The following is a 20,678-nucleotide window of genomic DNA, read 5'->3' as shown; positions in this document are numbered from 1 at the left end:
ACTATAGTGCGCGCTGGTTCGGCGGCAAGCAGGATGCCGACCGACCATTGCAAGGCGATGTCAGAGGGATCAGGCCGTACCGCCCCCAAAGATGGACGCGCTGTTGTCAGCTCTTGACGGCCACCATGAAGATCCGCGGAAAACGCAGCAAGACGCGACCGTCCCACATCTTGGGGTAGGCCTTTTCGACGCGGCCGAGATAATCTGCCAGGAATGCGTCGCGATGATCTTCGCCTGCATGATCGAGATAAGGTCTGAGGCCCGTACCCTTCACCCATTCGACGATCGCGGCGGCATCAGCCATTGGATGATTGTAGGCGGTGTGCCAGATGTCGACCCGCGCCGCCTTGGCGGTTAGCCGGCTGTAGTAGGTCGAGGCCGGCGGCAGTGGCTTGCGGCGAACGCTCTTCGCCTCGAAGGCCGCCTTCCACGGGCCGGAATGAGCGGTTTCTTCCATCAGCAGATGGGTCGGCTCAGCCAGATTGTCAGGCATCTGCACGGCAAGCGCGCCACCCGGCGCCAGCCCGTCCATCAGGCGATCGAAAATGTCGAGATGGTTCGGCAGCCATTGGAACACGGCGTTTGCAAAAAGAAGGTCTGCCGGTTCGCTCGGGTGCCAGGTGGCAAGGTCTGCCTCGACGAAGGACGTGCCGGGCATCCGCTTGCGCGCGGCCTCCAGCATGTTCAGATCGCTGTCCAGGCCGGAAACGCCCTCAGCGCCGAAGCGTTCGACGATCAGTTCGGTCGAATTGCCGGGACCGCAGCCGAGGTCGATGGCATGGCGCACGCGCTCGAGCGGCACTTGCGCGAGCAGATCACGCGCGGGACGCGTGCGCTCATCTTCGAATTTGACATATTGGCCGGCAGACCATGCCATGAAACGTCTCCTTGATTACGCATTCCTTGATACGCTCGACGCCGCGCGTTGTCGATGTTGCGGCCCCGCCTGGCGAGCTCAAGGGCAAATTTTTGCCCACGGATAGCCGGCGAAGGCGAGCGCCGAATACAGTCGAGGAAACGCGACGGGCGCACGGGTAGCGCCCGAAACCGCCATACCGTCCTCATATGACAGCAATTTTTAAGACAGGAGAGATCGCCCGAACAAGCAGCTCGGGCGTCGAGGTTATGCCGCCAGGATGGTGATGCCGTGCGCATTGGCCGCAGCCTTCATGCGTTCCATTGTCTCGGTGGAAGGTGTCGCCTTTGGCGGCTCCTGCGAACCGGCAGCTTCCAGGAAGTCCGCCATGTCGCTATCGACGATCGCCGAGAACACGGCGGCGTCAGGACCGGGATTGGAGTAGGCGTGCGGCTGGTTCGCTTCGATGCGGACGATATCGCCCGCCGTCGCCTGAAATTCCTCAATGCCGTTCTCGGTCGCGCGCCGGATTGTCAGCCGGCCCTCGATGATCCGGAAGACCTCCGGGCTCGCGTGGCGGTGAAGCGGCGTCCGGCTACCCGCCGGCACGGTAATGTCGAAGATGTTGAGCCAGGCTCCCTGCAGACGAGCCCGTCGCTCGATCCGATCGCCCAGCACGAAGAACACCTTCGCGCTCGCCGGGGCAGGCGCTTTCACAAATGAGTTGGACATCATGTCTCGCTTTTCTTGTTCTTGGCGGCGAGCCGGTTAGACCTTTCCGAGGTCATTGGCAACCCGCTCAAGTTCGTCGATTGGCGCTTGCAGCGTCGTCCGGCATATGGGTGGCGATCCCTGCGGCATCAAGACGGCGCGTCGTACCGCCGCATCGCGGGCCTTCCCGTCCGGGACCCGGCGTTCACCTGACTTTGGTCGTGTGCTATCGTGAATACAATCAACAGGAGAGGGCGGCCATGTCCGGTTTTCGAAGTGCAGTTGTCTCTTTGCCGGGGCGCGAGCGCGTCGCTCGGACGCCCTTCGGCGCCAGGATCGTTATCCACGCCACGGCCGCCGAGACCGGTGGCGCATTCGGAATGTGGGAAACCTTCACCCCGCCCGGACAAGGCCCGGCGCCCCACACGCACACGCGCGAAACTGAAGTCTTTCGCGTCATCCGTGGCTTATACCGCATTCGATGCGGGGACGATGAGTTCGATGCTCCGCCTGGAACAGTGGTCGTTCTGCCGCCGCATGTTCAGCACAGCTGGCGGAATATCAGCGACGAGCCGGGTCAGATGTTCGGGACAGTAACGCCGGGAGGCTGCGAGCAGCTCTTTATAGACATCGAGGCGCTGAATGCCGATACGCCCGAAAAAATTGCAGTCATCGAGGCCCGCCTCGGAATTGTCAACGATGCGACGTTGGCTCTGGGTCTGGCGATTGCAAAGCGCGAATAGGCTGCGGGCGTAGACGTGGGGGCCACCCTTCAAGCGGCGGCGCTGACTTTTGTGTTGGTCTGCACGGCGCCTGGCGATCTCGTCGCGGGCGCCCCTCCACACAGGTTCATCCGGCCGCAGAGAGCAGGGTGTACAACCAAATCAGAACTGCGTAATCACGCTGATCCCGACACCCTCGGCTCGATCCAGCGTCATCAGGCCCGGGATTGCCTCCTCGAGTGTGATGCGCCGGCCGATCAGCTTTTGCGGCGCGATCTTGCCCGACGTCAGCATCGCCAGCATCGCATCATAGCGCCAGGCTTGCATCCCATGACTGCCGTAGATCTCCAACTCGTGGCCGATCACCTGCGCCATAGGGATCTTGGGTGTCGCATATTCGCCGAGCATCAGGCCGATCTGCACGTGCCGCCCGCGCCGGCGCAGGTTCTTGATTGAGTTGAAGCAGGTGACGGGGTGGCCGAGTGCGTCGATCGAGACATGCGCGCCACCCTTTGTGATTTCGCGCACGGCTTCCGCCACATCGGCCACGTTGCTGGCATTGATCGTCGCCACGGCTCCGCATTCGCGCGCAAACGCAAGCTTCTGATCGGAAAGATCGATACCGATCGCGTTGGCTCCAAGCGCGCTGGCGATCATGATGGCCGAAAGCCCGACGCCGCCGCAGCCATGCACGGCAATCCATTCGCCGGGGCCGGTGCGCGCCTGGTCGGCGACCGCCCGAAATGATGTCGCGAAGCGGCAGCCGAGGCTTGCTGCGGTCGCGTCGTCGACGCTGTCAGGCAGATGCACGAGGTTGGTATCGGCGTAGTCGATCGCCACGTATTCCGCGAACGAACCCCAATGCGTGAAGCCCGGCTGGAATTGGTTCGGGCAGACCTGCTGATTGCCGGAATGGCATTCGCTGCAATGACCGCAGCCGGAAACGAAGGGGACCGTCACGCGATCGCCGACCTTGAAGCGCATGACGCCCTTGCCTGTCGCAACCACCTTGCCTGCCAACTCGTGGCCCGGCACGTGAGGGAGCCTGATATCGGGATCGTGGCCCATCCAGCCGTGCCAGTCGCTGCGGCAAAGCCCGGACGCTCCGACGGCGATGACGACGCCGTCCGCGCTGGGCGTCGGGTCGGGGAGGGCGCGAATTTCCGGAGCCTTCTCGAAGGCGTCGTAGAACATGGCTTTCATCGCTATCACTCCCCGTCGGTCGCAGCGTTCGTGGCGCATGATGGCACAGCGCCTGCGTTGCTTCCAATCGCGCAATCCATGATTTTCAGTGATAGACCCATCGATGGCGTTCAACAGGTCGCGCACGAATATTACTCCCTGCAAACGCTCTTCGCCATTTTCTTGCGTAGGGTTCCGGGGCGCGGATTTCTCCTTGACCGCCTCTCTGCAGGGGGATTTTGCTCTTCTGACTTTTCAAGGAGGACGCAATGGCCGTCGATACATCGCCCCGTTCAACCACCTGGACCTACGTTGACGGAGAGTGGCTTCCCGGCAATCCGCCGCTGATCGGACCAACCTCGCACGCGATGTGGCTTGCCTCGACGGTCTTTGACGGCGCCCGGTGGTTCGATGGCATTGCGCCTGATCTCGACCTGCATTGCCAGCGGGTCAATCGCTCGGCGATCAACATGGGTCTGAAGCCGGTCAAGACAGCCGAGGAAATCGAGGCGCTGGCCTGGGAAGGCATCAAGAAGTTCGACGGCAAGACGCCGATCTACATCAAGCCGATGTACTGGGGCGAGCATGGCTCGGCCGGCAGTGTGGTCACGGTTGACGGTGAATCGACCCGCTTCGCACTTTGCCTCTTCGAAGCGCCGCTCGGCAATCATGCGCCGAATTCGCTCACCGTTTCGCCCTACCGCCGTCCATCACCGGAAACGGCGATGACGGATGCCAAGACAGGTTCGCTCTATCCGAACAGCGGTCGCGCCATTGCCGAAGCCAAGAGCCGCGGCTTCGACAACGCGTTGATGCGCGACATGAGCGGCAACGTCGCCGAAACGGCATCCTCCAACATCTTCATGGTCAGGGACGGCATCGTCTCGACCCCGATCGCCAACCGCACCTTCCTGGCCGGCGTCACCCGCGCCCGGGTCATCGGCCTCCTGCGCAAGGCAGGCTTCGAGGTCCGAGAAATGACGCTCTCCGTCGAGGATTTCATGAACGCCGACGAGATCTTCACGACCGGCAACTACTCCAAGGTCGTCGGCATCAGCCGCCTCGACGGCCGCGACTTCCAGCCGGGGCCGGTCACCCGCAAGGCGTTCGAGCTCTACATGGACTGGGCTTTCGGTCGCAGCGAAAGCGACAGCTAAGTCTGTTGTCTCGGATCTGAATGGAATGGTCGCGCTTGCCGCGGCCATTCGGTCGGCTGTAGGGAGGAAGGGCCGAGATTTCATCAATCGAACGACCGAGAAGCCCGCGTCATGATCGTGCGCCCCCGTCCCAGCCTGCTTCAGCTCTTCTTCATTCTCCGCGGCTCGATCATCAAGCAGGTCTTTCCGCAGATTCTGCTGACCGGCTTCATCTCCTCGATCGTGGTCCTTGTCCACACCGTCTGGCCCGGGGTTCTGCCGGTCTTCAACGGCGCTCCCTTCGCGCTGCTCGGTATCGCAATCTCCATCTTCCTCGGCTTCCGCAACAACGCCTGCTATGACCGCTGGTGGGAGGCGCGCAAGCAGTGGGGGCAACTGATCTTTTCGGCGCGCCACTTCGCACGGCAGACGCTGATCCTCGAAACGGGGCAGGGTGAAACCGGTGCCGAAGCGCGCAAACGCCTCGTCACACTCGTCATCGCCTTCATTCAGTCGCTGGTGCCGCACTTACGCGCCGGCAGCGGCCGCGAAAAGGTCGAGCGCCTGCTACCGCCCGAACTGAAAGCGCGCTATCACGCAAGCCGCACGCCGCCGGAGGCGATTTCGCTGGAAATCTCCCGAGGGCTTGCCGATCTGCGCGCCAAGAGCATGCTGTCAGACATCTCCTATCAGATACTGGATAAGACGCTTGGCGAGCTGACGCTGGCGCAGGCCTCCTGTGAGCGTATCCGCTGGACGCCGGTGCCATTTGGCTACACACTGCTGCTGCACCGCACGGCGCACCTCTTCTGCCTGCTGTTGCCGTTCGGCTTCGATGATGTTCTCGGCTGGTTCATGCCGTTTGCCACCGCTTTGGTCGCCTACACCTTCTTCGGCCTAGACGCATTGGGCGACGAACTGGAAGCCCCCTTCGGCAACCAGCCGAACGCGCTGCCGATCGGCGCCCTTGCAGACACGATCGAGATCAATCTGCGCGAAGCGCTGGGAGAGACGGACCTGCCGCCGCTCCCGGTGCCGGTGGATTACCTGCTGATGTAGGCCCTCCTGCGTCCACGCGCCGACATTAGGTCAGGGCAGGACAGGCGTGCCGGTCCGGTTGGCCGCGGTAAGGTAGACCTCGGGGGCAAAAAAGACGCCGTCCTGTTCAAAGGCCAGCAGCTGCTCGGCCTGTAGCGCCTCTTTCACCCTTGGCCGCTCGGCAACCCGCTTCATGAAAGCGGAAAGCATGGGCCATTGTCTGAGGTCGATAGCGATCCATGGCGACCAGTTCAGGCAGACGAAGAGATAGGCATCGGCCACGGTGAAATTTTCACCGGTCAGGTAGGGCCCTTTCATATGGCTGCTCAGCCATTCCAGCCTTTTGACGAGCAGGGCGTGGATCTGGTCATGGGCGCCGGCATAGGCTGCATCGAAAAACATGACCATCGGTTTGTGCAGCTCCGATGCGATGAAGTTCAGGTAGGATTGCACCTGGCTGCGCTCGAAGGTACCGGCTGCCGGCAGCATAGATGTTCCCTCAGGCGCGCTATCGGCAAGGAACTGGGCGATGATCGGCCCCTCGGTCAACACCTTGCCATCGTCGAGAATCAGGGCCGGCACATAGCCGTTGCCGTTGATGGAAAGATAGTCGTTGCCATTCTCCGCTCGGTGGGTCGCAGGATCGACGATGATCAGTTCCACATCGATCCCGAGTTCACGGCAAACGATATGCGGCGAAAGCGAACAGGCGGCAGCACGCATGTAAAGTTTCATTGGATTTCCTCCTCCGCAGACCGGCATTGGCGTGCCGGCATCAATTCATTGGACATTTGTACTGTTTCGCATAAAAATATGCTCGTCAAGAATTTAATGCGAAGCGGTACAAAAATATGAAGGATGAGAAAAAGCGCGGCCGTCCGCGCGCGTTCGATGCGAGCGCCGCGATCGGCAAGGCGCGTGAGGTTTTCTGGGACCGGGGATTTTCCGCGGCGTCGCTGGACAATCTGAGCGCCGCCACGAGCCTCAACCGGCCAAGCCTCTACAATGCCTTCGGCGACAAGGAGGATCTTTATCTGGACACGCTGGAGGGCTACCGGGCCGACAGCATGGTTGCGCTCGAGGACGCGCTGGATCCGTCCTTGCCGGTCCGAGAGAATCTAGCCCGGATGTATGATCGCGCCCTTGCCGCCTACCTTCACGGCGATACGGCAGCGCGTGGCTGCCTGTTGATCAGCACGGCGACCGTCGAAGCCGTCCGGCACGAGCGGGTGCGCGAGGTGCTGGGCCGCAGCCTTGCTGATTTCGACCGCGCGATAGAAGATCGCCTCGGCCTCGCTATCGAACGCGGAGAGCTGCCGGAGAAGACCGATCCGAAGGCGTTGGCCCGGTTGGCCTCGACCATCATGCACTCGCTGGCAGTGCGGGCGCGGGCCGGGGAAACCCGTGAGGCGCTGGAAGCGCTGGCGCGCTCCGCCGTCGATCTTATCTGCGGCGTGCCGTGACGGCGCGCGGTCGCACCAGCCAGGCATAGGCGGAACCGGCAATCAAAAGCACACAGGTTCCAAGAAAGACCGCCCGCATGCCGATATGGCCGCCAATGAAGCCGCCGAGCACCGGGCCGGCGACCTGGCCGACATATTGCGACGACACCGAAAGCCCGAGGATACTGCCAGCCGCACTGTCCGGTACGCTATGGCGGATGACCGCGGAAATGCAGGGCAGAAGCCCGCCGAGCGCTATCCCCATCAGGAAACGCAGGATGATCAGCTGCCAGGAGCTGGTCACGAATGCCTGCGGGATGAGCAGCAGGCCGGCAACGGCAAGCGCGCCCGCTATAACGGGCCAGTGACCGATCCGGTCGGCAAGCTTGCCGAGCCGCGAGGCCGACAGGATGCTGCCGAGAGCTGCGGCCGACATGACGATACCCGCGATCATGGTGACCTTGCGCGGGTCTTCTGCCAGTTGCGCGACATAAACGGTGATTATCGGCTCGATCGACATGTTGGCGAGCATCAGCAGCATACCGGTCGCGAGCATCGCGATGACGGGTCCCTTGTCCGGGATCGAGGCCCAGCCGCCGCTCGCCTTTGCGGCCTGTTTGCGGGCAGGGGACTTCTCTTCCTTGATCAGGAAGGTCGTGGCGAGAAACGCCAGGAATATCATCGCGCCGGCGGCGAGGAAGGTGTTGCGGATGCCGATCAACGGCGGCAGCGCGCCACCTATCAGCGGCCCGACAAGGTTGCCAGCCATGATACCGGACGAGAGCATGCCGAGCGCCCAGGCGGAACGGTCCTTCGGCGTCTGCGTGGCGACCAATACCATCGAGCCGGACGAATAGCCGCCGGCAAGGCCGACGAACAGGCGCAACGCCACCAGCTGCCAGACATTGTCGGCCATGCCCATCAGCGAGATCGCGACCGTCATCCCGGCGCTGGCGCGCACCAGCATCAGCTTGCGCCCATAGATGTCGCCGAGGCGGCCCCAGAGCGGCGCCACGAATGCGGCGGCCAAAAAGGTCGCGCCATAGGCGATGCCCGACCATTGCACGATCGCTGCATGGTCGCTGACGCCCAGCTCCTCGACATAGAGCGGCAGGAAGGGGAGCAGCAGCGTCATTGCGACGATCGTCGTGAACGAGCCGAGCAGCGAGATGACCAGATTGCGCTTCCAGTATATCGAACCGCTGTCGACGACGGCGGCTTCCCATTTGGTATCGGTCATTTCATGGCCTTTGCATTGATCGTATAGGTCAGTTCAGCCGCGCGGGAGGCAAGCATGTCCCTTTGCGGCGGCAAGGAAATCGGCGCGGGTGAAGGCGTCGGGAAGCGGGAGCCGGTCGGTGTCGAGCGCATGGGCGGTTGCCCGGCAGTGGATGCGCAGATCGTTCCGGGGTGGGTACACGCCCATATAGCTCCCTCGCGGACCATCCATCAAGGCGGCTTCGAAGCCGTTTTGTCGGCGCCGTGGTGTTCGATTGGTCTCCGATGCAACCCGCCGCAGGCCGTCACCATCAGCCCTTCGCCAGCCGATTCCCGGCCGCGGTTGCGCAAGGTGGTTCCCTCTGCTATAAACTGATTGCAAATTGCAATCGGAATTAAAACGAAGGACCGGGCGGTGGCAGGCGATGACACACGACGCAAGGGCATCGTTCGCAGCCTTTACGCTGCCTACATCGAGGGCCGCAAGGATGATGCCGGTGCACTGCTGACGGAGGACTTCAGCTTCTCCAGCCCACGCGACGATCGTATCGATCGGATCGAATATTTCAGCCGCTGTTGGCCAGAGCCGCCACCATTTCGCGACATGGAGATCGAATACCTCCAGATTGCAGGCGACGAGGCCGTGGTCCGCTACCGCGCCGAAAAGCATGACGGCGGCGCGTTCCGCAACATGGAGGTTCTACGTTTTAGGGGCGACAAGGTCGCCTCCGTGGACGTTTTTTTCGGTCGCAACGTCTAGCGCTTGGAGAACAACTCGGCAAATACGCGACCGACCCTCGAAATGCCCCAGCGCCAGCTTGGGTCGACGGGTTCTTGCGGCTGCAGCCTCGATCGGGCTCGCGCCGCAGCCGGCGTTGCAGGCCGGTCGTCAATCCGTTATACAGCCTGCGTCGGAAAAGGCAGACTTGGTTTGGTAAGCCCAAGTCCTTTTGGAAACGAAAGCTCTGGCCTCCTGCCTCGTGCATGAGATCCCCCACGACGAGCATCGGGCCGCTCAGGCGGTGCCGATTGTTCGTCCGTGTGGTTCTCGCGTCGATGAACCGCTCCGGGTCGAACACCAACAAGGGAGCAGTTCATGCACAACAGCCAATCGACCATCTATGACGTCGTGATCGCCGGCGCCGGCCCTGTCGGCCTATTTCTCGCCTGCGAGCTGCGGCTTGCGGACCTCTCGGTCTTGGTTCTGGAGCAGGTCGAAGACCCGATTTCGCCGTTGAAGCGCCTTCCATTCGGAATGCGCGGCCTTTCGGCTCCCACCATCGAAGCCTTCTACCGTCGCGGAATGCTGGACGACATCACTGCTCCGCAACCTGCAAAGGACGACCCGGGCAACCGAAGCGCTCCGGCATCCGCGCATTGGATGCAACAGGCGCGCCGGCCGGCGGGCCATTTCGCCGGTATCCAATTTTACCAAGACAACATTGACACCGCGAAGTGGCAGTATCGTCTGCCAAGTCCGGCCGGCACCAGCATGGTGATCGAGATGGAGCACCTCGAAGCCGTCTTGGCCGCCCGCGCAACCGCAATGGGCGTCGAGATCCGGCGCGGCTTCAGCGTCGAGGAGCTCGAGCAGTCCGGCGAAATCGTCAGCGTCCGCGCCGGTGGTGAAACCTTCGAGGGACGCTGGCTCGTCGGTTGCGATGGTGGCCGCAGCACCGTGCGCAAGGCCGCCGGCTTTGAATTCGTCGGTACCGATCCCGAGTTCACCGGCTATTCCGTCGAGGTTGAAATGGCCGATCCGGACAAGCTCCAGCTCGGCCGTCACTATACGCGGACGGGCATGTATACGTACTCCCGCCCCGGGACGATCGCGATGGTCGAGTTTGACGGGGGTGCTTTTCACCGAACGCAACCGATTACGCTCGAGCATGTGCAGGCGGTTTTGCACCGGATCTCAGCTGCCCACGTGACGATAACAGCACTCCAGCTCGCCACCACCTGGACGGATCGCGCCTATCAGGCGACAGAGTACCGCAACGGGCGAGTGCTGCTCGCCGGCGACGCAGCGCACGTCCATTCCCCCCTGGGCGGCCAAGGCCTCAACCTCGGGCTTGGCGACGCGATGAACCTCGGATGGAAGCTTGCCGCCACCATCCGCGGCGATGCGGCGGACGGCCTGCTCGACACCTATGCAAGCGAGCGGCACCCTGTCGGGGCTCAGATCCTCGACTGGTCGCGCGCCCAGGTCGCGCTCATGCGGCCGAACCGCAGTTCGCGAGCGCTCGAAGCCATCATCCGTGATCTGATCGAAACTCGAGACGGGGCGACCTATTTCGCGGAGCGGGTATCGGGCGTTTCTCTCCGCCAGGATCTAGGCGGCAGCCATCCGCTGGTCGGTCGTAGCGCGCCCGACTTCGAGCTCGCCGACGGGACGAAACTCGGCGAACGCCTCAGGCGTGGGCAAGGCCTGCTGCTGGACTTTGGCCCTGGCTCTCCCCTTCAAGCCTTGGCAAACGGTTGGAGTGAACGCATGACCTACGTCGCGGGCACCGCGAAAGACCGGCTGGGTTTGAGTGCTTTGCTCGTGCGCCCGGATGGAGTCGTCGCCTGGGCCTCGGACACTGCCCCTGATCTTGAGGACGCCGCACAGGCCACCTCGCGATGGTTCGGCAAAGCAAAGCCGGTCGCTGAATCTGCCTGAAGCCTTGTCCTCTAACGCCGCGCCCGGCAGAGCCGCAATCGCTTGCAGCCGCCCGAACTCAGCGATCGCGCGCCCTCACTGCCCATGAGGTGGTATCGTGATCGGGATGCTGGTTGTTGCTTTCCTTGATTGCTGCGGCCCAGTCGGCGCCGTTGTTCTCGGTCGCACCGGCGTTTTCTATGCCCGTGATCGTATCGAACCATACCACCATGTTTTCGGTGCACGTATTGGCAAGCGGCGGGAATGCGTGCGGATCGTCAAGCGAACCTATCATCAGGTTGGTGCGACCGTTTTTAAGGTGGTGGAAAAACAATGGCGTTCCGCAATTGGCGCAGAAGCCGCGCTCGACAAGCTCCGAGCTCCTCCAGACGCTCGGCTTGCCGCGTGTCCAGGTGAGCGCATCGTCGGGTGCGGCGACGAGCGCGGCAAAGATGCTCCCCGAAGCTTTCTGGCACATGCGGCAATGGCAGAGATGCGAATTGTCGAGCATTGCTTTTGCGTGGTAGCGCACCGCACCGCATTGGCAGCCGCCGCTCACCTCCATGTCGATGCGTTTCATTTTCTCTCCTCTTCCAAGCGGCCGGTCAGGCCCGATTTAGGTTTTCGCCGCTATCTCGACTGTTCCGGGGACTCGCCCGTTGTCCGACCGCCCGTTTGCGCTGCAAGGCTCCTGAAGCTTCGCACTCCAGCCGATTGCACCCGTGAACATAGCGAGTGGTGCCACGGCGTGATAGGTGTTGCACTTGGATCAAGCACAGCAGCCAACTGAACTCCTAGCAAAGGACAGATGCCATGCGAGACCAGATGCGCCCGCTCCAACCAGGGGAATACGCACCCGCCTTCGCGCTTCCGTCGGCAAATCAAGAGGGAACGGTTTCTCTTGCCAGCCTTCACGGTCATCCGTTTCTGATCGCCTTCTTCCGCGGGTTGCACTGTCCGTTCTGCCGGCGTCAGGTCGGACAACTAGGTAGTCTACAGCCTGCCCTGCGCGCTGCGGGGGTGGAAACGGTTGCCGTGATCAACACGCCGGTGGAGCGCGCCCGCGTATATTTCGACCACCGGCCGACGCCGGCCGTGCTGCTATGCGACCAGGATTGCTCCACGCACCGGGCCTTTGGTGTGCCGTACGGTGAGTTCCTGCCCGAGGGCAGCTCCGAGAAACCAGTATGGCCCTATCGGGCAAGCATGGAGCAATTCGAGGCCGCTCGCATCAACCCGACGGGCGAACTGCCGGACGCGCTACATCCGATGGCGGCCAATGCCTTACTCAACGCCCAAGACGGCTTCGAGCTTACTGAGGTTGACCATGCCATCTTCGCAAGCCACCCCACACAGCTTGTCGGACACTTCCTCATCGACGGCGATGGCATCGTTCGCTGGGTGCAAATTGAAGCGCGCGACGGGCCTGACAGCCTCTGCACCTTTCCAAACGCGGCGGAAATGCTCGCCGCCGCCAGCAGCCTCCGACGTTGAAGGCATGGCATCTCCGACATCGTCAAGCATGTATGAGGTCATCGGGCGGGAAGGATTTGACCGCTCGTGTGCTTGGGCCGACAATCGACATGCCGTTTTGCGCCAAACGCAGCCAGTTGAAACTATCCGGTTATCGCTCCTTCGTTAGCCGGTCTGGCGAGCGCCGCAAATTTTGCGAGCACCCCTTTGGTGTACCTGGGATTGGGTTGTCTCCAAAGCGCGCGCCGGCGCGCGATTTCATCCTCGCCCACCTCAAGCTGAAGGAGCTTGCGATGCGCGTCGATGGTAATCATGTCGCCCTCGTGAACAAGCGCGATTGTCCCTCCGACGAACGCCTCAGGTGTAACGTGGCCAACGACCATTCCCCAGGTCCCACCCGAGAACCGGCCGTCGGTGATAAGCCCCACGCTGTCGCCAAGTCCACGACCGATGATCGCAGATGTCGGAGCCAGCATTTCAGGCATGCCGGGACCGCCCTTCGGACCGAGATAGCGCAAAACCAGTATGTCGCCCGGCCGAATGTTGTCAGCCAAAATGGCATTCATAGCCGATTGCTCATCTTCGAAAACACGCGCGGGGCCGGCAATTGCAAGCTTTTTCAAACCACTGATCTTTGCGACCGCCCCATCCTCGGCCAGATTGCCTTTGAGGATTGCAAGATGGCCCTCGCTATAAAGCGGGGCATTCAAGGTTCGAATGACAGATTGGTCCGCACGGGGTTGATCTGCCAACCCCTTGAGTTCTTCGGCAATAGTGCGGCCGGTGACGGTGAGACAATCCCCGTGCAGCAGGCCCGCATTGAGTAGAAGTTTCAGCACCTGAGGAATGCCTCCGGCTTGATGGAGATCAACCGCCATGTATCTTCCGGACGGCTTGAGATCGCAGATGACCGGTACTTTCCTGCGTATGCGCTCGAAATCGTCGAGGGACCATTCGACTTCTGCTGCGTGTGCGATCGCGAGATAGTGGAGGACGGCATTGGTGGAGCCACCTGTAGCCATAATCAGGGCGACCGCATTTTCGATAGCGTTGCGCGTAACGATATCGCGAGGTTTGATGCCTTTTTTGACGGCCTCGACCAGCACGCTCGCGGATAGAGAGGCGCTATCGATCTTCTCTTGGTCGGTGTTTGCCATGTTGGAAGAATAGAGTAGCGACATACCCAGCGCCTCGAACGACGAACTCATGGTGTTCGCCGTGTACATTCCACCGCACGAACCAGTTGAGGGGCAGGCGTTGCGTTCGATCCCGACAAAATCTTCCTCGCTCATGTTTCCCGCCATGAACGCGCCTACGGCCTCAAAGGAGGAAACAATGGATAGCTCTTGCCCCTTCCATCTACCCGGTTTGATCGTCCCGCCGTAAACATAAATTGCAGGAACGTTTGCTCGAAGGATGCCGATCATCCCACCCGGCATATTCTTGTCGCAACCGCCGATGACGAGGACCCCGTCCATCCATTGCCCCTGGACCGCCGTCTCGATGCAATCTGCGATCACTTCGCGGGAAACCAGTGAGTATTTCATGCCCTCAGTGCCCATGGACATACCATCAGATATCGTCGGCGTTCCGAAGACTTGAGGGTTGGCACCCGCCGCCTTGATCGATGCGATCGCCGCATCCGCCAGCGGCTGTAGTCCTGCGTTGCAGGGCGTGATCGTCGAGTGCCCGTTTGCAATGCCGATCATTGGCTTGTCGAAATCCGCTTTCTCATAACCGAGCGCGTAATACATCGCGCGATTAGGCGAGCGTGCCACCCCCTCGGTAATATGCTTTGACCTGTCGTTAAAGGGCATCGCACTCCTCCTGCTTCGGTTTGGAGAGGGGACTAAATGAAGTCATACCATAGATCGCAGGAAGCCGTTTTTCTTTCGGCTGTCCGAAGGACTGAAACGGACAAGCGGCAGCCGATACTTCAGGGCCGCACAGAACCAAAGGCAGCCACCACGGTTCTGGTCTCTCCGCACTTCGACAGGATATCGTCGATAACGGAGGCGAGCGGCGCGGTGGCGTCAATGGCCGTCGCGTTTCTGGGAATGTCTTCTTTCGTCGCATGGAGTCGCATGATCACCTCTTGTTCGGCGGGCTTTGCGCCAAACTCGCCTTCAGGTCTGCTGGCGAGCCGCCTCTTCAAGGTGTCCAAATCGACGTCGAGGACGAAGACTTCGTCAAACAGGTCGATGAAGTGATGGAAATTCCTCGAACCGCCGCAGAAGAAAGATATCGGGTGGCTTTGATCGGCCACCATAGATTTGACTTTGTCGACGTCCCAAAGATGGTGCTTGTGGCCGAAGGCGACATCCAGAACGCTCCGCTTTAACGCTGAGCCATCCAGTGGTTCACCCGTCTCAGGGTCGCCTTGATATGCGAGTTCACGATCACCGTGGATGACGTGATAACCGCGCTGCTGCAATCCGGTGGCAATTGAGGTCTTGCCAGTGCCGGACACGCCTTCGATCAAAAAGTTCCTGATACCCATGCGGTCTCGCTCGATGAACCACCGCCCGTGGACATCACTTAGCATGCGGAGGCACCGGTTTCTAATGGGTCGCCCAAAGCACCGTATCAGGTGAAGACGCACTCGATTTGGCCAAGTGGGCCGAAGTCGGCTGCCAGGTGCTGGCCCGCCCAGACCTGGAGAATTTTCGTGCATGAGCCAGTCGCGACGATGTCGTTCGGTTCGAGCCGTCGGCGCTTTGCCGCAAGCTCTGCCGCAAGCCAGGCGACGGCGTTCAGTGGATCACCCATGACCGACGTCGCCCTTCCCGAAAAAACGGTTTGCTTGAACAGAAAGGTCGTCACCTCGATCTTGGCGACTTCGCCAGGCCAGATGCGCGGAACCGGGTCGCCGCAGATCGTAGCAACATGTAGGCCGAAGTCGGCAATCGCCGCATGGTCGCCGATGAATGTCCGGCGAGTCCGGCGGCCGACGATCCCAATGGCCGGCCGGCAGCCCAGGACGGCGTCGCCGGCAGTCTTGGTGTCGATAGGCTCGCTGTCCTCCGGATAGGACCGGCGCATCGTGAACACGAACTCGCATTGGACGCCGATCGTCTCTGGCGGAAGTCTGAACTCCTTGACGCCCTCAAGCAAAAAGGAGGCGGGAATCTCGGAATAGACTGGCTTGGTCAAACCCAATGTCCGCAACGACGCGTCGCTTGTCCCGATAAGCGCATAGCCCCTTCGTGCGAAGCCCAGCGCGTCCTGCGCGATCGCCTGGATGTCGTAGGCCTCCTTTTCCGAGGCAATCAGGTTCAGTGGAAGATCGCAGGTGTCCTCGCGGCGCCGGCTCTTGGCGAGGATGTCGGCGGTAGCGTCTTTGAGTTCGAAATACATCTTCGTGCTCCAATTCTCAAAAATCGGCTGTGGCAAGAAGATGGCTGCAGGCGTGTTAGGGTTCCAGACGAACGCGAGCGCGCGGAAATCAAAATCTCATAGTGGCGCTGCTTCTGAACGCGACGCTTATGCGACACTTATTTTTGGCGGCTCGTCACCGTATCGATTTCATACGCCGGACCATGCGACGCTCATTCCATTAATGTGTCTGATGGAGACAGGAATGTTCGGTCGATACGGAATCCATCATCTTACCAAAGAGCGCGACATCATTGCCGGACGCTATCAGAGGCGACAGGTAGGTCCGCAATTTCGTGAGGTCCTCGTAGCCACCGGGCTGGTCTTGGTGGCGCTGCCCGGATTGATTGCCGCACGTCTTGTCGCATAGGCTGGCATTCTCGCCAGTCCGTTCGGGGGCATGACTGACAGAGCCGATGCCCGCTTTGGGGGCTTATCGCCTTCCACTGATGCGTCGCATATCGACAACGCGCCCATCGTGTTGCCGCACGGCAATCTCGAAGCGGCTACCGCCTCTCCAGGCACGATAGACGAAGAAACGACTGCGGCAGTCGATCCTCCTGACATCCCTAAAACCGCGGTTGCGGAGCAGCCTCTCGCCCTCACTGCAGGTAATTCCCCGGCCTCTATTGAGATTGGTGCCGATGTTGATGGTTATATTGGTCTGTGCGCTTGCTTCGGTCGGCACGGATATTGTTGGGACGCAGAGGCCGACAGCCAGCGCAAGTGACAGGAACAACGATCTAGGCAAGGCATCCTCCCTTTACAGAGCGTGCTCCGACGCACGACGCTCGCTTTCCCGGCGAACTGTACAACCGTGGCGGTCGCAGCGATAGAAGCGAAAGCGGACATCATGCGCGATTGGGTTTTCAATTTCTGCTAGACTGTCTTGGCCGCGTGTTATTGCGGAGCAAGTTAACCGAGGGAGGAAGATCGATGGTTAGCCGCCTTCCACTTTCGTTGGTCTTCGCCACCGCCGCTTTGCCAACGCTTGGCGCCGTCGCGATCGATCCGACCACGGTGACCTGCAAGGATTATAATGCAGCCAGCCACGACGGCATGGTCGAGATTGGTTCCACGGTGCGCCAGGCGCTAAAGAACGATCCCAAGCTGGGCAAACTCAGCCAGGGCAATCTGCTCGTGGCAATCAACAACGCCTGCGAGGCCCACAAAGACGCAAAGCTGATTGACGCCCTGCATATGTGACCGTCTCGAAGACCAACCAGCCCTGGTGGATGTGGAAAAGACCATGGTGGACACGCTATTCAGTCACCGCATTGCCGCAGGTCTTCGGCTGGCGCTCGCGGGACTCGTTGTATTCGGTGGCTCCCCGTCAGCCGCGTTCGCGGGCCAGACCGACATGCGGGACGTCATTGTGCGCGAGTTCGAGGCGTTCGACCCCAACTATCGAGAGCGTCGTCAGCAATACACGGAGCGTCTCGAGGCGCTCGCTGCCGGGATCGCCGCCGAACAAGCCGCCGGCAATACGCTGCAATGCTCAGAACAGCTCTATCTCGAGGCAAAATGGCTGCTTGGCTACACGGCAAACTGGAAGGCGCTGGAGGACAAGCTGGATCGCATAGAGCGGAGCCTGAAGGATAAGGATCAGAAGTTTGCCAGCGAGCAATCGGCGGTCGATGGCTTCTGGGGGCTTTGCTACGAGCAATGGTTCATGCGACTGGGGGCGACAGCGGCGGCGATCGGCCTTCTTACAAGCCAAGGGGAGCCGCCCCACTACCGTCTGCGCCCGAGGCTCCGCACCGGCCGGGAACTCATCAATTATCTGCAGAGCCTGCTCATCTCGGACATCGAAAACACGGGTGTCGACAACCGTGGCGAACTAAGCAGCGTGATGACCAGTTATTCAACGGCAGCCTACAAACGTGATCTGCAGGAGATTCTTACCGGCTACGTAGCACTCGACGAGAGCATCGCCTGGGATGAACTGCGCGAAGCTGCCTGGTTTTTCATCCACGGCGCACAGGATACCGAAACGGGCTATTGGGGCGCCTGGTACGTGATCGATGGCAAGATACGCAAGACCGCCGATCTCAGCATGACATTTCATGTCGTGCGCTACAGCAAGGGCGACGTGGAGCATTGGCCGCAGATCATCAAGACGACGCTTGCCATCAAAGACGATCCGTATCCTTTCGGGTGGCGCAGCGGCGGGAAGTTTACCAACCACAACCTCTATGATGTGGCTTCGATCTTCAAGTTCGGCTGGCCGCACATGAGCGAGGAAGAGCGCGGGATGGCCCGCGAGGAAATTCGCCAGATGTTGCGCTGGTCGCTCGAGAACACTCTGAACGCAGACGGCAGCTATCGGCATGACCCCGGCTACGGGGACTCTTATGCGGACGAATATTATTTCGGCGTGTCGCTGCTCGATGTTCTAGGCTACTGGAAGCCTGCAGAAAGGTTTTGGACCGATGATCCACTTGAGCCGGCCTTGACCGGTCGCGCCGACTGCTGCCTCATCAAGCAACGCGTTAGCGAATATCGCTTTGAAGGATGGGCCGGTGCCGGCGCCCTGGAGAAGCTCGAGAGGAATTGCGGCGTGTGTCCCGCTCAAGCGGCGACGCAACCCTAAGCTACCAACGTCAGTCAAGCCGTGCTGCGAGCTTTAACCAGCAATTCTCTCAGCTCCTGCTGACTTGCCGGCAGCTCCGCGCAGCTTTCCGAACTTGCCACTATTTCGTCTTCTTAGCTACCGGGGCAGTCGGCGTAACCAGCGCGAAGTCCTTCATCTCGTCGGGCGAGAGATAGTAGAGCTGGTCGGGCGGCGTTTCCATCGCGTGAATCCAGAGGCCGGGCTTGATGCCCATCTCGTCGAGATGACGGGTGACGTCAGCGGTGGTGCGCTGCGCTTCCGACATGGCACGTTCCGGCGACAGCTTTTCGCTGGTGCCATTGAAAATCTGATGCACGCCGATGACGGCGTCCTTCTCCGCCATTCGCACGACGCCGCCCGCCATGACGATTGGACAGGAGGAGACGCAAAGTGCGCCGCCAGCAACGCTGGTTGCGATCTTGCGTTCGCGGATAACCGTGGAGATGGCGATCGCGTCGCCGATCGACCCGCCCGGTGAGTCGAGCGAAATTGTTTTGACATACTCGCCACGAGCTTTGATCTCAGCCTCAAAACGGGCGGCCGCGCCTGGTTCGATCGTGCCTTGCGCGAGCAGCACTCCGTCTGGTTGCAGTTCGAAGCGGATCGCCTTCTTGAGGAGCTCGGGGTCTGTGGTGATCTCGGCCGGTGCGCTTTGTGGCTTGCCGTCGGTGAGAGCCGGCGGAAGCATGGGGAGGGCGCCCGGCATCGTGGGATCGAAGGCTGGCGTGTCGGTGTTGGTGGCGGTGATTTCATGCCAGTCGATGACCACGAAGATTGCGGCCATCGTCAGCAGCGCGTGGAAGGCATGCCGCATCAGCCTGCCGTCATCGGCGGAGAGAACGTAGTTCTTCAACTTCTGCCCCGCTGTTTCCAGTCTCATGCGGGCGGTCCCTTGCGCGGTCCCTTGCCCGACAGGTCGAAGTTCGCGACGTTCGATTGGTCCGCTGTTTCGGTGCGCTCCGCAGAGTCAACGGCGGTCTCGATGTTAACCCCGTGGCGCTGGATTTCACGCTGCACTTCCAGCGCCTGCAGAAGCTCGGCGGCAGTGATCCGTTCTGCGAAGGGCAGGCGCTGTTCCTGGCGGCGCAGCGTCGAATGGACGATCGACAGCATGAAGATCAGCACCGCCGGCAGGATGTCGATCGAGATGGCGCCGGCCCAACTCGGAATGAAATCGCCGGCATAGCGCAGCACGGCCTCCGCCGAGGAGAGTGGCACGAACCGCCGTTCAGCCACCGGCTTGCGTTCGAGGATCTGGTCGGCCGCCTGCGAGAGCACCTTGGATTGCGCCGCAACGGAGGATCGGATCGTCTCCATCACTTGGTCCTGGCGTGTCGCGAGATCCGCCTCGCGTCCATCCGCAACCGGCGCGATGAAGCCGAGCGACAGGTCTTCTGCCGCGCGCTTGACCGACGGTGCGATCGAGGTTTGCTCCAGCGAGGTGATGACGCCAGAAAGCCCGACGACTTCGGCCGCGAACTGGTCGGCACGTGGGTTGATCGCACCCGGCGCCGACACCAGCGTCCGCATTGTTTCGAGATGCTTGCGACCCTCGTCAAACAGCGTCGTCACCCGCTCGCGCGAGGCGTTGATGCCGTTTTCCAGCTCGGTCAGCTGCGAGGCCATTTGTGACAGAAGCTGCACGACGCTGCCGGCCCCGGTCGTACCCGTCAGCGCGCCGGTTTCCCGCTCCTGATCGGCAAGCCGCTGAAACCGCTCCTGCGTGCGCTGGATGTCGGGCAGCAGGCTTTGGGCGGCAAGCGCGTTCTGGTGCGCCTGGTCGAGGTCGGCCGTGTAGTCTTCCAGCGTTTCGGCGAGATGCTGTTCGAGTGCTGCGGAGCCCGCCAGCGCGGCCGCGTTCAGCCAGCTCGACATGGCGATGATCATCGCGCAGCCGAGCGCCATGACGCCGAGCATCGCTGCGCGGCCGCCTGCGGTGGTTACGTGCGGATAGAAGCGGGCCATGTAGGTCCAGAAGGCATAGATCGCCACCGAAACGGCGCTGGAATAGATAAGCGCCGCGAAGAAGACAGCCGTTGCCGATCCGTCGAGGATGCTTCGGACCCCGAGGTAGGTGTAAACGCCGGAGGCAAGCGCCAGGATCGCGAACGCGAAGCGGGTCATGCTCTCGACGGCTTCGATGCCATCCTGCAAGCGATGCGACGTGCCGAGCGCCATGGTCTCCTCCTGGCCAATGCATGCCTGCCGAAAGCGAGCCGCTTCGAGGCGAGGACATGCATAAGAACAAAGACCTAAGGCAGGTCGCGCAA

At 61.3% G+C, this 20,678-nt stretch carries 23 protein-coding genes; 11 read left to right on the top strand and 12 right to left on the bottom strand.

From position 1 onward, the window contains the following. Nucleotides 1–106: 106 nt before the first annotated feature. Both tam and FHT77_RS01855 read right to left on the bottom strand, forming a co-directional pair. Nucleotides 107–877 carry a trans-aconitate 2-methyltransferase gene (gene tam, locus FHT77_RS01860; protein WP_183752009.1) on the bottom strand — a complete coding sequence of 257 codons (771 nt, stop codon included), beginning with the start codon at nucleotides 875–877 and terminating at the stop codon, nucleotides 107–109. 246 nt (nucleotides 878–1,123) lie between these two features. Further along, nucleotides 1,124–1,591, bottom strand: a complete 468-nt coding sequence (locus FHT77_RS01855) for a cupin domain-containing protein (protein WP_183752007.1) — start codon at nucleotides 1,589–1,591, stop codon at nucleotides 1,124–1,126. A gap of 236 nt (nucleotides 1,592–1,827) precedes the next feature. On the opposite strand from FHT77_RS01855, the gene FHT77_RS01850 reads away from it, so the two are divergent. Continuing rightward, nucleotides 1,828–2,310 (top strand): cupin domain-containing protein, encoded by a 483-nt coding sequence (locus tag FHT77_RS01850; protein ID WP_183752005.1) that lies wholly within the window; start codon nucleotides 1,828–1,830, stop codon nucleotides 2,308–2,310. 141 nt (nucleotides 2,311–2,451) lie between these two features. Here FHT77_RS01850 and FHT77_RS01845 read toward each other — a convergent pair whose 3' ends face one another. Then, entirely contained in the window at nucleotides 2,452–3,492 is a 1,041-nt protein-coding gene (locus tag FHT77_RS01845) for a zinc-dependent alcohol dehydrogenase family protein (protein WP_183752003.1), read from the bottom strand. Between the two features lie 248 nt (nucleotides 3,493–3,740). On the opposite strand from FHT77_RS01845, the gene FHT77_RS01840 reads away from it, so the two are divergent. Both FHT77_RS01840 and FHT77_RS01835 read left to right on the top strand, forming a co-directional pair. Continuing rightward, on the top strand, nucleotides 3,741–4,628 hold the full coding sequence (locus FHT77_RS01840) for a branched-chain amino acid aminotransferase (protein ID WP_183752001.1): 888 nt from the start codon (nucleotides 3,741–3,743) through the stop codon (nucleotides 4,626–4,628). A gap of 111 nt (nucleotides 4,629–4,739) precedes the next feature. After that, nucleotides 4,740–5,666: a bestrophin family protein gene (locus FHT77_RS01835; protein WP_183751999.1), complete on the top strand. Its 927-nt coding sequence runs from the start codon at nucleotides 4,740–4,742 to the stop codon at nucleotides 5,664–5,666. Between the two features lie 30 nt (nucleotides 5,667–5,696). Here FHT77_RS01835 and FHT77_RS01830 read toward each other — a convergent pair whose 3' ends face one another. Continuing rightward, nucleotides 5,697–6,380, bottom strand: a complete 684-nt coding sequence (locus FHT77_RS01830; protein ID WP_183751997.1) for a glutathione S-transferase family protein — start codon at nucleotides 6,378–6,380, stop codon at nucleotides 5,697–5,699. Nucleotides 6,381–6,496: 116 nt separating this feature from the next. Here FHT77_RS01830 and FHT77_RS01825 point away from each other — a divergent pair, with 116 nt between their 5' ends. Further along, nucleotides 6,497–7,108 carry a TetR/AcrR family transcriptional regulator gene (locus FHT77_RS01825; protein ID WP_183751995.1) on the top strand — a complete coding sequence of 204 codons (612 nt, stop codon included), beginning with the start codon at nucleotides 6,497–6,499 and terminating at the stop codon, nucleotides 7,106–7,108. On the opposite strand, the gene FHT77_RS01820 is transcribed toward FHT77_RS01825, so the two are convergent. Both FHT77_RS01820 and FHT77_RS31180 read right to left on the bottom strand, forming a co-directional pair. Further along, the gene (locus tag FHT77_RS01820; protein WP_183751993.1) at nucleotides 7,089–8,327 is read right to left on the bottom strand and encodes a multidrug efflux MFS transporter; all 1,239 of its coding nucleotides are present in this window, start codon (nucleotides 8,325–8,327) and stop codon (nucleotides 7,089–7,091) included. The two genes, FHT77_RS01825 and FHT77_RS01820, sit on opposite strands and share 20 nt — an antisense overlap. A gap of 33 nt (nucleotides 8,328–8,360) precedes the next feature. Beyond that, on the bottom strand, nucleotides 8,361–8,507 hold the full coding sequence (locus FHT77_RS31180) for a hypothetical protein (protein WP_246712545.1): 147 nt from the start codon (nucleotides 8,505–8,507) through the stop codon (nucleotides 8,361–8,363). Nucleotides 8,508–8,720: 213 nt separating this feature from the next. Between FHT77_RS31180 and FHT77_RS01810 the strand changes: the two genes are divergently transcribed. Further along, on the top strand, nucleotides 8,721–9,065 hold the full coding sequence (locus FHT77_RS01810; RefSeq protein WP_183751991.1) for a nuclear transport factor 2 family protein: 345 nt from the start codon (nucleotides 8,721–8,723) through the stop codon (nucleotides 9,063–9,065). 336 nt (nucleotides 9,066–9,401) lie between these two features. Continuing rightward, entirely contained in the window at nucleotides 9,402–10,967 is a 1,566-nt protein-coding gene (locus tag FHT77_RS01805; RefSeq protein ID WP_183751989.1) for an FAD-dependent monooxygenase, read from the top strand. 58 nt (nucleotides 10,968–11,025) lie between these two features. On the opposite strand, the gene FHT77_RS01800 is transcribed toward FHT77_RS01805, so the two are convergent. Next, the gene (locus tag FHT77_RS01800; RefSeq protein ID WP_183751987.1) at nucleotides 11,026–11,526 is read right to left on the bottom strand and encodes a GFA family protein; all 501 of its coding nucleotides are present in this window, start codon (nucleotides 11,524–11,526) and stop codon (nucleotides 11,026–11,028) included. 233 nt (nucleotides 11,527–11,759) lie between these two features. On the opposite strand from FHT77_RS01800, the gene FHT77_RS01795 reads away from it, so the two are divergent. Further along, nucleotides 11,760–12,440, top strand: a complete 681-nt coding sequence (locus FHT77_RS01795) for a redoxin domain-containing protein (protein WP_183751985.1) — start codon at nucleotides 11,760–11,762, stop codon at nucleotides 12,438–12,440. A 122-nt stretch (nucleotides 12,441–12,562) separates the two neighbouring features. Here the strand turns inward: FHT77_RS01795 and ilvD are convergent, their stop codons facing one another. The 3 genes from ilvD to FHT77_RS01780 form a co-directional block, all read right to left on the bottom strand. Beyond that, entirely contained in the window at nucleotides 12,563–14,236 is a 1,674-nt protein-coding gene (ilvD, locus tag FHT77_RS01790) for a dihydroxy-acid dehydratase (protein ID WP_183751984.1), read from the bottom strand. A 119-nt stretch (nucleotides 14,237–14,355) separates the two neighbouring features. Beyond that, on the bottom strand, nucleotides 14,356–14,919 hold the full coding sequence (locus FHT77_RS01785) for a nucleoside kinase (RefSeq protein ID WP_183751982.1): 564 nt from the start codon (nucleotides 14,917–14,919) through the stop codon (nucleotides 14,356–14,358). A gap of 86 nt (nucleotides 14,920–15,005) precedes the next feature. Beyond that, nucleotides 15,006–15,776 carry a 2-keto-4-pentenoate hydratase gene (locus tag FHT77_RS01780; protein ID WP_183751980.1) on the bottom strand — a complete coding sequence of 257 codons (771 nt, stop codon included), beginning with the start codon at nucleotides 15,774–15,776 and terminating at the stop codon, nucleotides 15,006–15,008. On the opposite strand from FHT77_RS01780, the gene FHT77_RS01775 reads away from it, so the two are divergent. The 4 genes from FHT77_RS01775 to FHT77_RS01760 all read left to right on the top strand — a co-directional run bounded on the left by FHT77_RS01775 (nucleotide 15,760) and on the right by FHT77_RS01760 (nucleotide 18,387). Further along, nucleotides 15,760–16,164, top strand: coding sequence for a hypothetical protein (locus FHT77_RS01775; RefSeq protein ID WP_183751978.1), 405 nt, complete (start codon nucleotides 15,760–15,762; stop codon nucleotides 16,162–16,164). The genes FHT77_RS01780 and FHT77_RS01775 overlap by 17 nt on opposite strands. A gap of 30 nt (nucleotides 16,165–16,194) precedes the next feature. After that, nucleotides 16,195–16,524 carry a hypothetical protein gene (locus FHT77_RS01770; protein WP_183751976.1) on the top strand — a complete coding sequence of 110 codons (330 nt, stop codon included), beginning with the start codon at nucleotides 16,195–16,197 and terminating at the stop codon, nucleotides 16,522–16,524. 206 nt (nucleotides 16,525–16,730) lie between these two features. Then, the gene (locus tag FHT77_RS01765; protein ID WP_183751975.1) at nucleotides 16,731–17,000 is read left to right on the top strand and encodes a hypothetical protein; all 270 of its coding nucleotides are present in this window, start codon (nucleotides 16,731–16,733) and stop codon (nucleotides 16,998–17,000) included. 43 nt (nucleotides 17,001–17,043) lie between these two features. After that, nucleotides 17,044–18,387 carry a hypothetical protein gene (locus FHT77_RS01760; RefSeq protein WP_183751973.1) on the top strand — a complete coding sequence of 448 codons (1,344 nt, stop codon included), beginning with the start codon at nucleotides 17,044–17,046 and terminating at the stop codon, nucleotides 18,385–18,387. Nucleotides 18,388–18,487: 100 nt separating this feature from the next. On the opposite strand, the gene FHT77_RS01755 is transcribed toward FHT77_RS01760, so the two are convergent. Beyond that, the gene (locus FHT77_RS01755; protein WP_183751971.1) at nucleotides 18,488–19,288 is read right to left on the bottom strand and encodes an ATP-dependent Clp protease proteolytic subunit; all 801 of its coding nucleotides are present in this window, start codon (nucleotides 19,286–19,288) and stop codon (nucleotides 18,488–18,490) included. After that, nucleotides 19,285–20,586 carry a hypothetical protein gene (locus FHT77_RS01750; protein WP_183751969.1) on the bottom strand — a complete coding sequence of 434 codons (1,302 nt, stop codon included), beginning with the start codon at nucleotides 20,584–20,586 and terminating at the stop codon, nucleotides 19,285–19,287. Before FHT77_RS01750 ends, FHT77_RS01755 begins: the two co-directional genes overlap by 4 nt. Nucleotides 20,587–20,678: the final 92 nt, after the last annotated feature.

The organism is Rhizobium sp. BK181 (assembly GCF_014193305.1).
In the GTDB taxonomy this organism is placed as follows: domain Bacteria; phylum Pseudomonadota; class Alphaproteobacteria; order Rhizobiales; family Rhizobiaceae; genus Rhizobium.
The sequence above is the reverse complement of the archived record's forward strand: the minus strand, read 5'-3'. Positions and strand labels throughout refer to the sequence as shown.

What these genes read in the sequence shown, in the direction of transcription:
- FHT77_RS01765 (WP_183751975.1), top strand. Translation starts at nt 16,731, where the DNA reads ATGGTTAGCCGCCTTCCACTTTCGTTGGTCTTCGCCACCGCCGCTTTG.
- FHT77_RS01750 (WP_183751969.1), bottom strand. Translation starts at nt 20,586, where the DNA reads ATGGCGCTCGGCACGTCGCATCGCTTGCAGGATGGCATCGAAGCCGTC.
- FHT77_RS01760 (WP_183751973.1), top strand. Translation starts at nt 17,044, where the DNA reads ATGGTGGACACGCTATTCAGTCACCGCATTGCCGCAGGTCTTCGGCTG.
- tam (WP_183752009.1), bottom strand. Translation starts at nt 877, where the DNA reads ATGGCATGGTCTGCCGGCCAATATGTCAAATTCGAAGATGAGCGCACG.
- FHT77_RS01840 (WP_183752001.1), top strand. Translation starts at nt 3,741, where the DNA reads ATGGCCGTCGATACATCGCCCCGTTCAACCACCTGGACCTACGTTGAC.
- FHT77_RS01820 (WP_183751993.1), bottom strand. Translation starts at nt 8,327, where the DNA reads ATGACCGATACCAAATGGGAAGCCGCCGTCGTCGACAGCGGTTCGATA.
- FHT77_RS01800 (WP_183751987.1), bottom strand. Translation starts at nt 11,526, where the DNA reads ATGAAACGCATCGACATGGAGGTGAGCGGCGGCTGCCAATGCGGTGCG.
- FHT77_RS01780 (WP_183751980.1), bottom strand. Translation starts at nt 15,776, where the DNA reads ATGTATTTCGAACTCAAAGACGCTACCGCCGACATCCTCGCCAAGAGC.
- FHT77_RS01835 (WP_183751999.1), top strand. Translation starts at nt 4,740, where the DNA reads ATGATCGTGCGCCCCCGTCCCAGCCTGCTTCAGCTCTTCTTCATTCTC.
- FHT77_RS01770 (WP_183751976.1), top strand. Translation starts at nt 16,195, where the DNA reads ATGACTGACAGAGCCGATGCCCGCTTTGGGGGCTTATCGCCTTCCACT.
- FHT77_RS01825 (WP_183751995.1), top strand. Translation starts at nt 6,497, where the DNA reads ATGAAGGATGAGAAAAAGCGCGGCCGTCCGCGCGCGTTCGATGCGAGC.
- FHT77_RS01850 (WP_183752005.1), top strand. Translation starts at nt 1,828, where the DNA reads ATGTCCGGTTTTCGAAGTGCAGTTGTCTCTTTGCCGGGGCGCGAGCGC.
- FHT77_RS01785 (WP_183751982.1), bottom strand. Translation starts at nt 14,919, where the DNA reads ATGGGTATCAGGAACTTTTTGATCGAAGGCGTGTCCGGCACTGGCAAG.
- FHT77_RS01845 (WP_183752003.1), bottom strand. Translation starts at nt 3,492, where the DNA reads ATGAAAGCCATGTTCTACGACGCCTTCGAGAAGGCTCCGGAAATTCGC.
- FHT77_RS01855 (WP_183752007.1), bottom strand. Translation starts at nt 1,591, where the DNA reads ATGATGTCCAACTCATTTGTGAAAGCGCCTGCCCCGGCGAGCGCGAAG.
- FHT77_RS01795 (WP_183751985.1), top strand. Translation starts at nt 11,760, where the DNA reads ATGCGAGACCAGATGCGCCCGCTCCAACCAGGGGAATACGCACCCGCC.
- FHT77_RS01755 (WP_183751971.1), bottom strand. Translation starts at nt 19,288, where the DNA reads ATGAGACTGGAAACAGCGGGGCAGAAGTTGAAGAACTACGTTCTCTCC.
- FHT77_RS01805 (WP_183751989.1), top strand. Translation starts at nt 9,402, where the DNA reads ATGCACAACAGCCAATCGACCATCTATGACGTCGTGATCGCCGGCGCC.
- FHT77_RS01830 (WP_183751997.1), bottom strand. Translation starts at nt 6,380, where the DNA reads ATGAAACTTTACATGCGTGCTGCCGCCTGTTCGCTTTCGCCGCATATC.
- ilvD (WP_183751984.1), bottom strand. Translation starts at nt 14,236, where the DNA reads ATGCCCTTTAACGACAGGTCAAAGCATATTACCGAGGGGGTGGCACGC.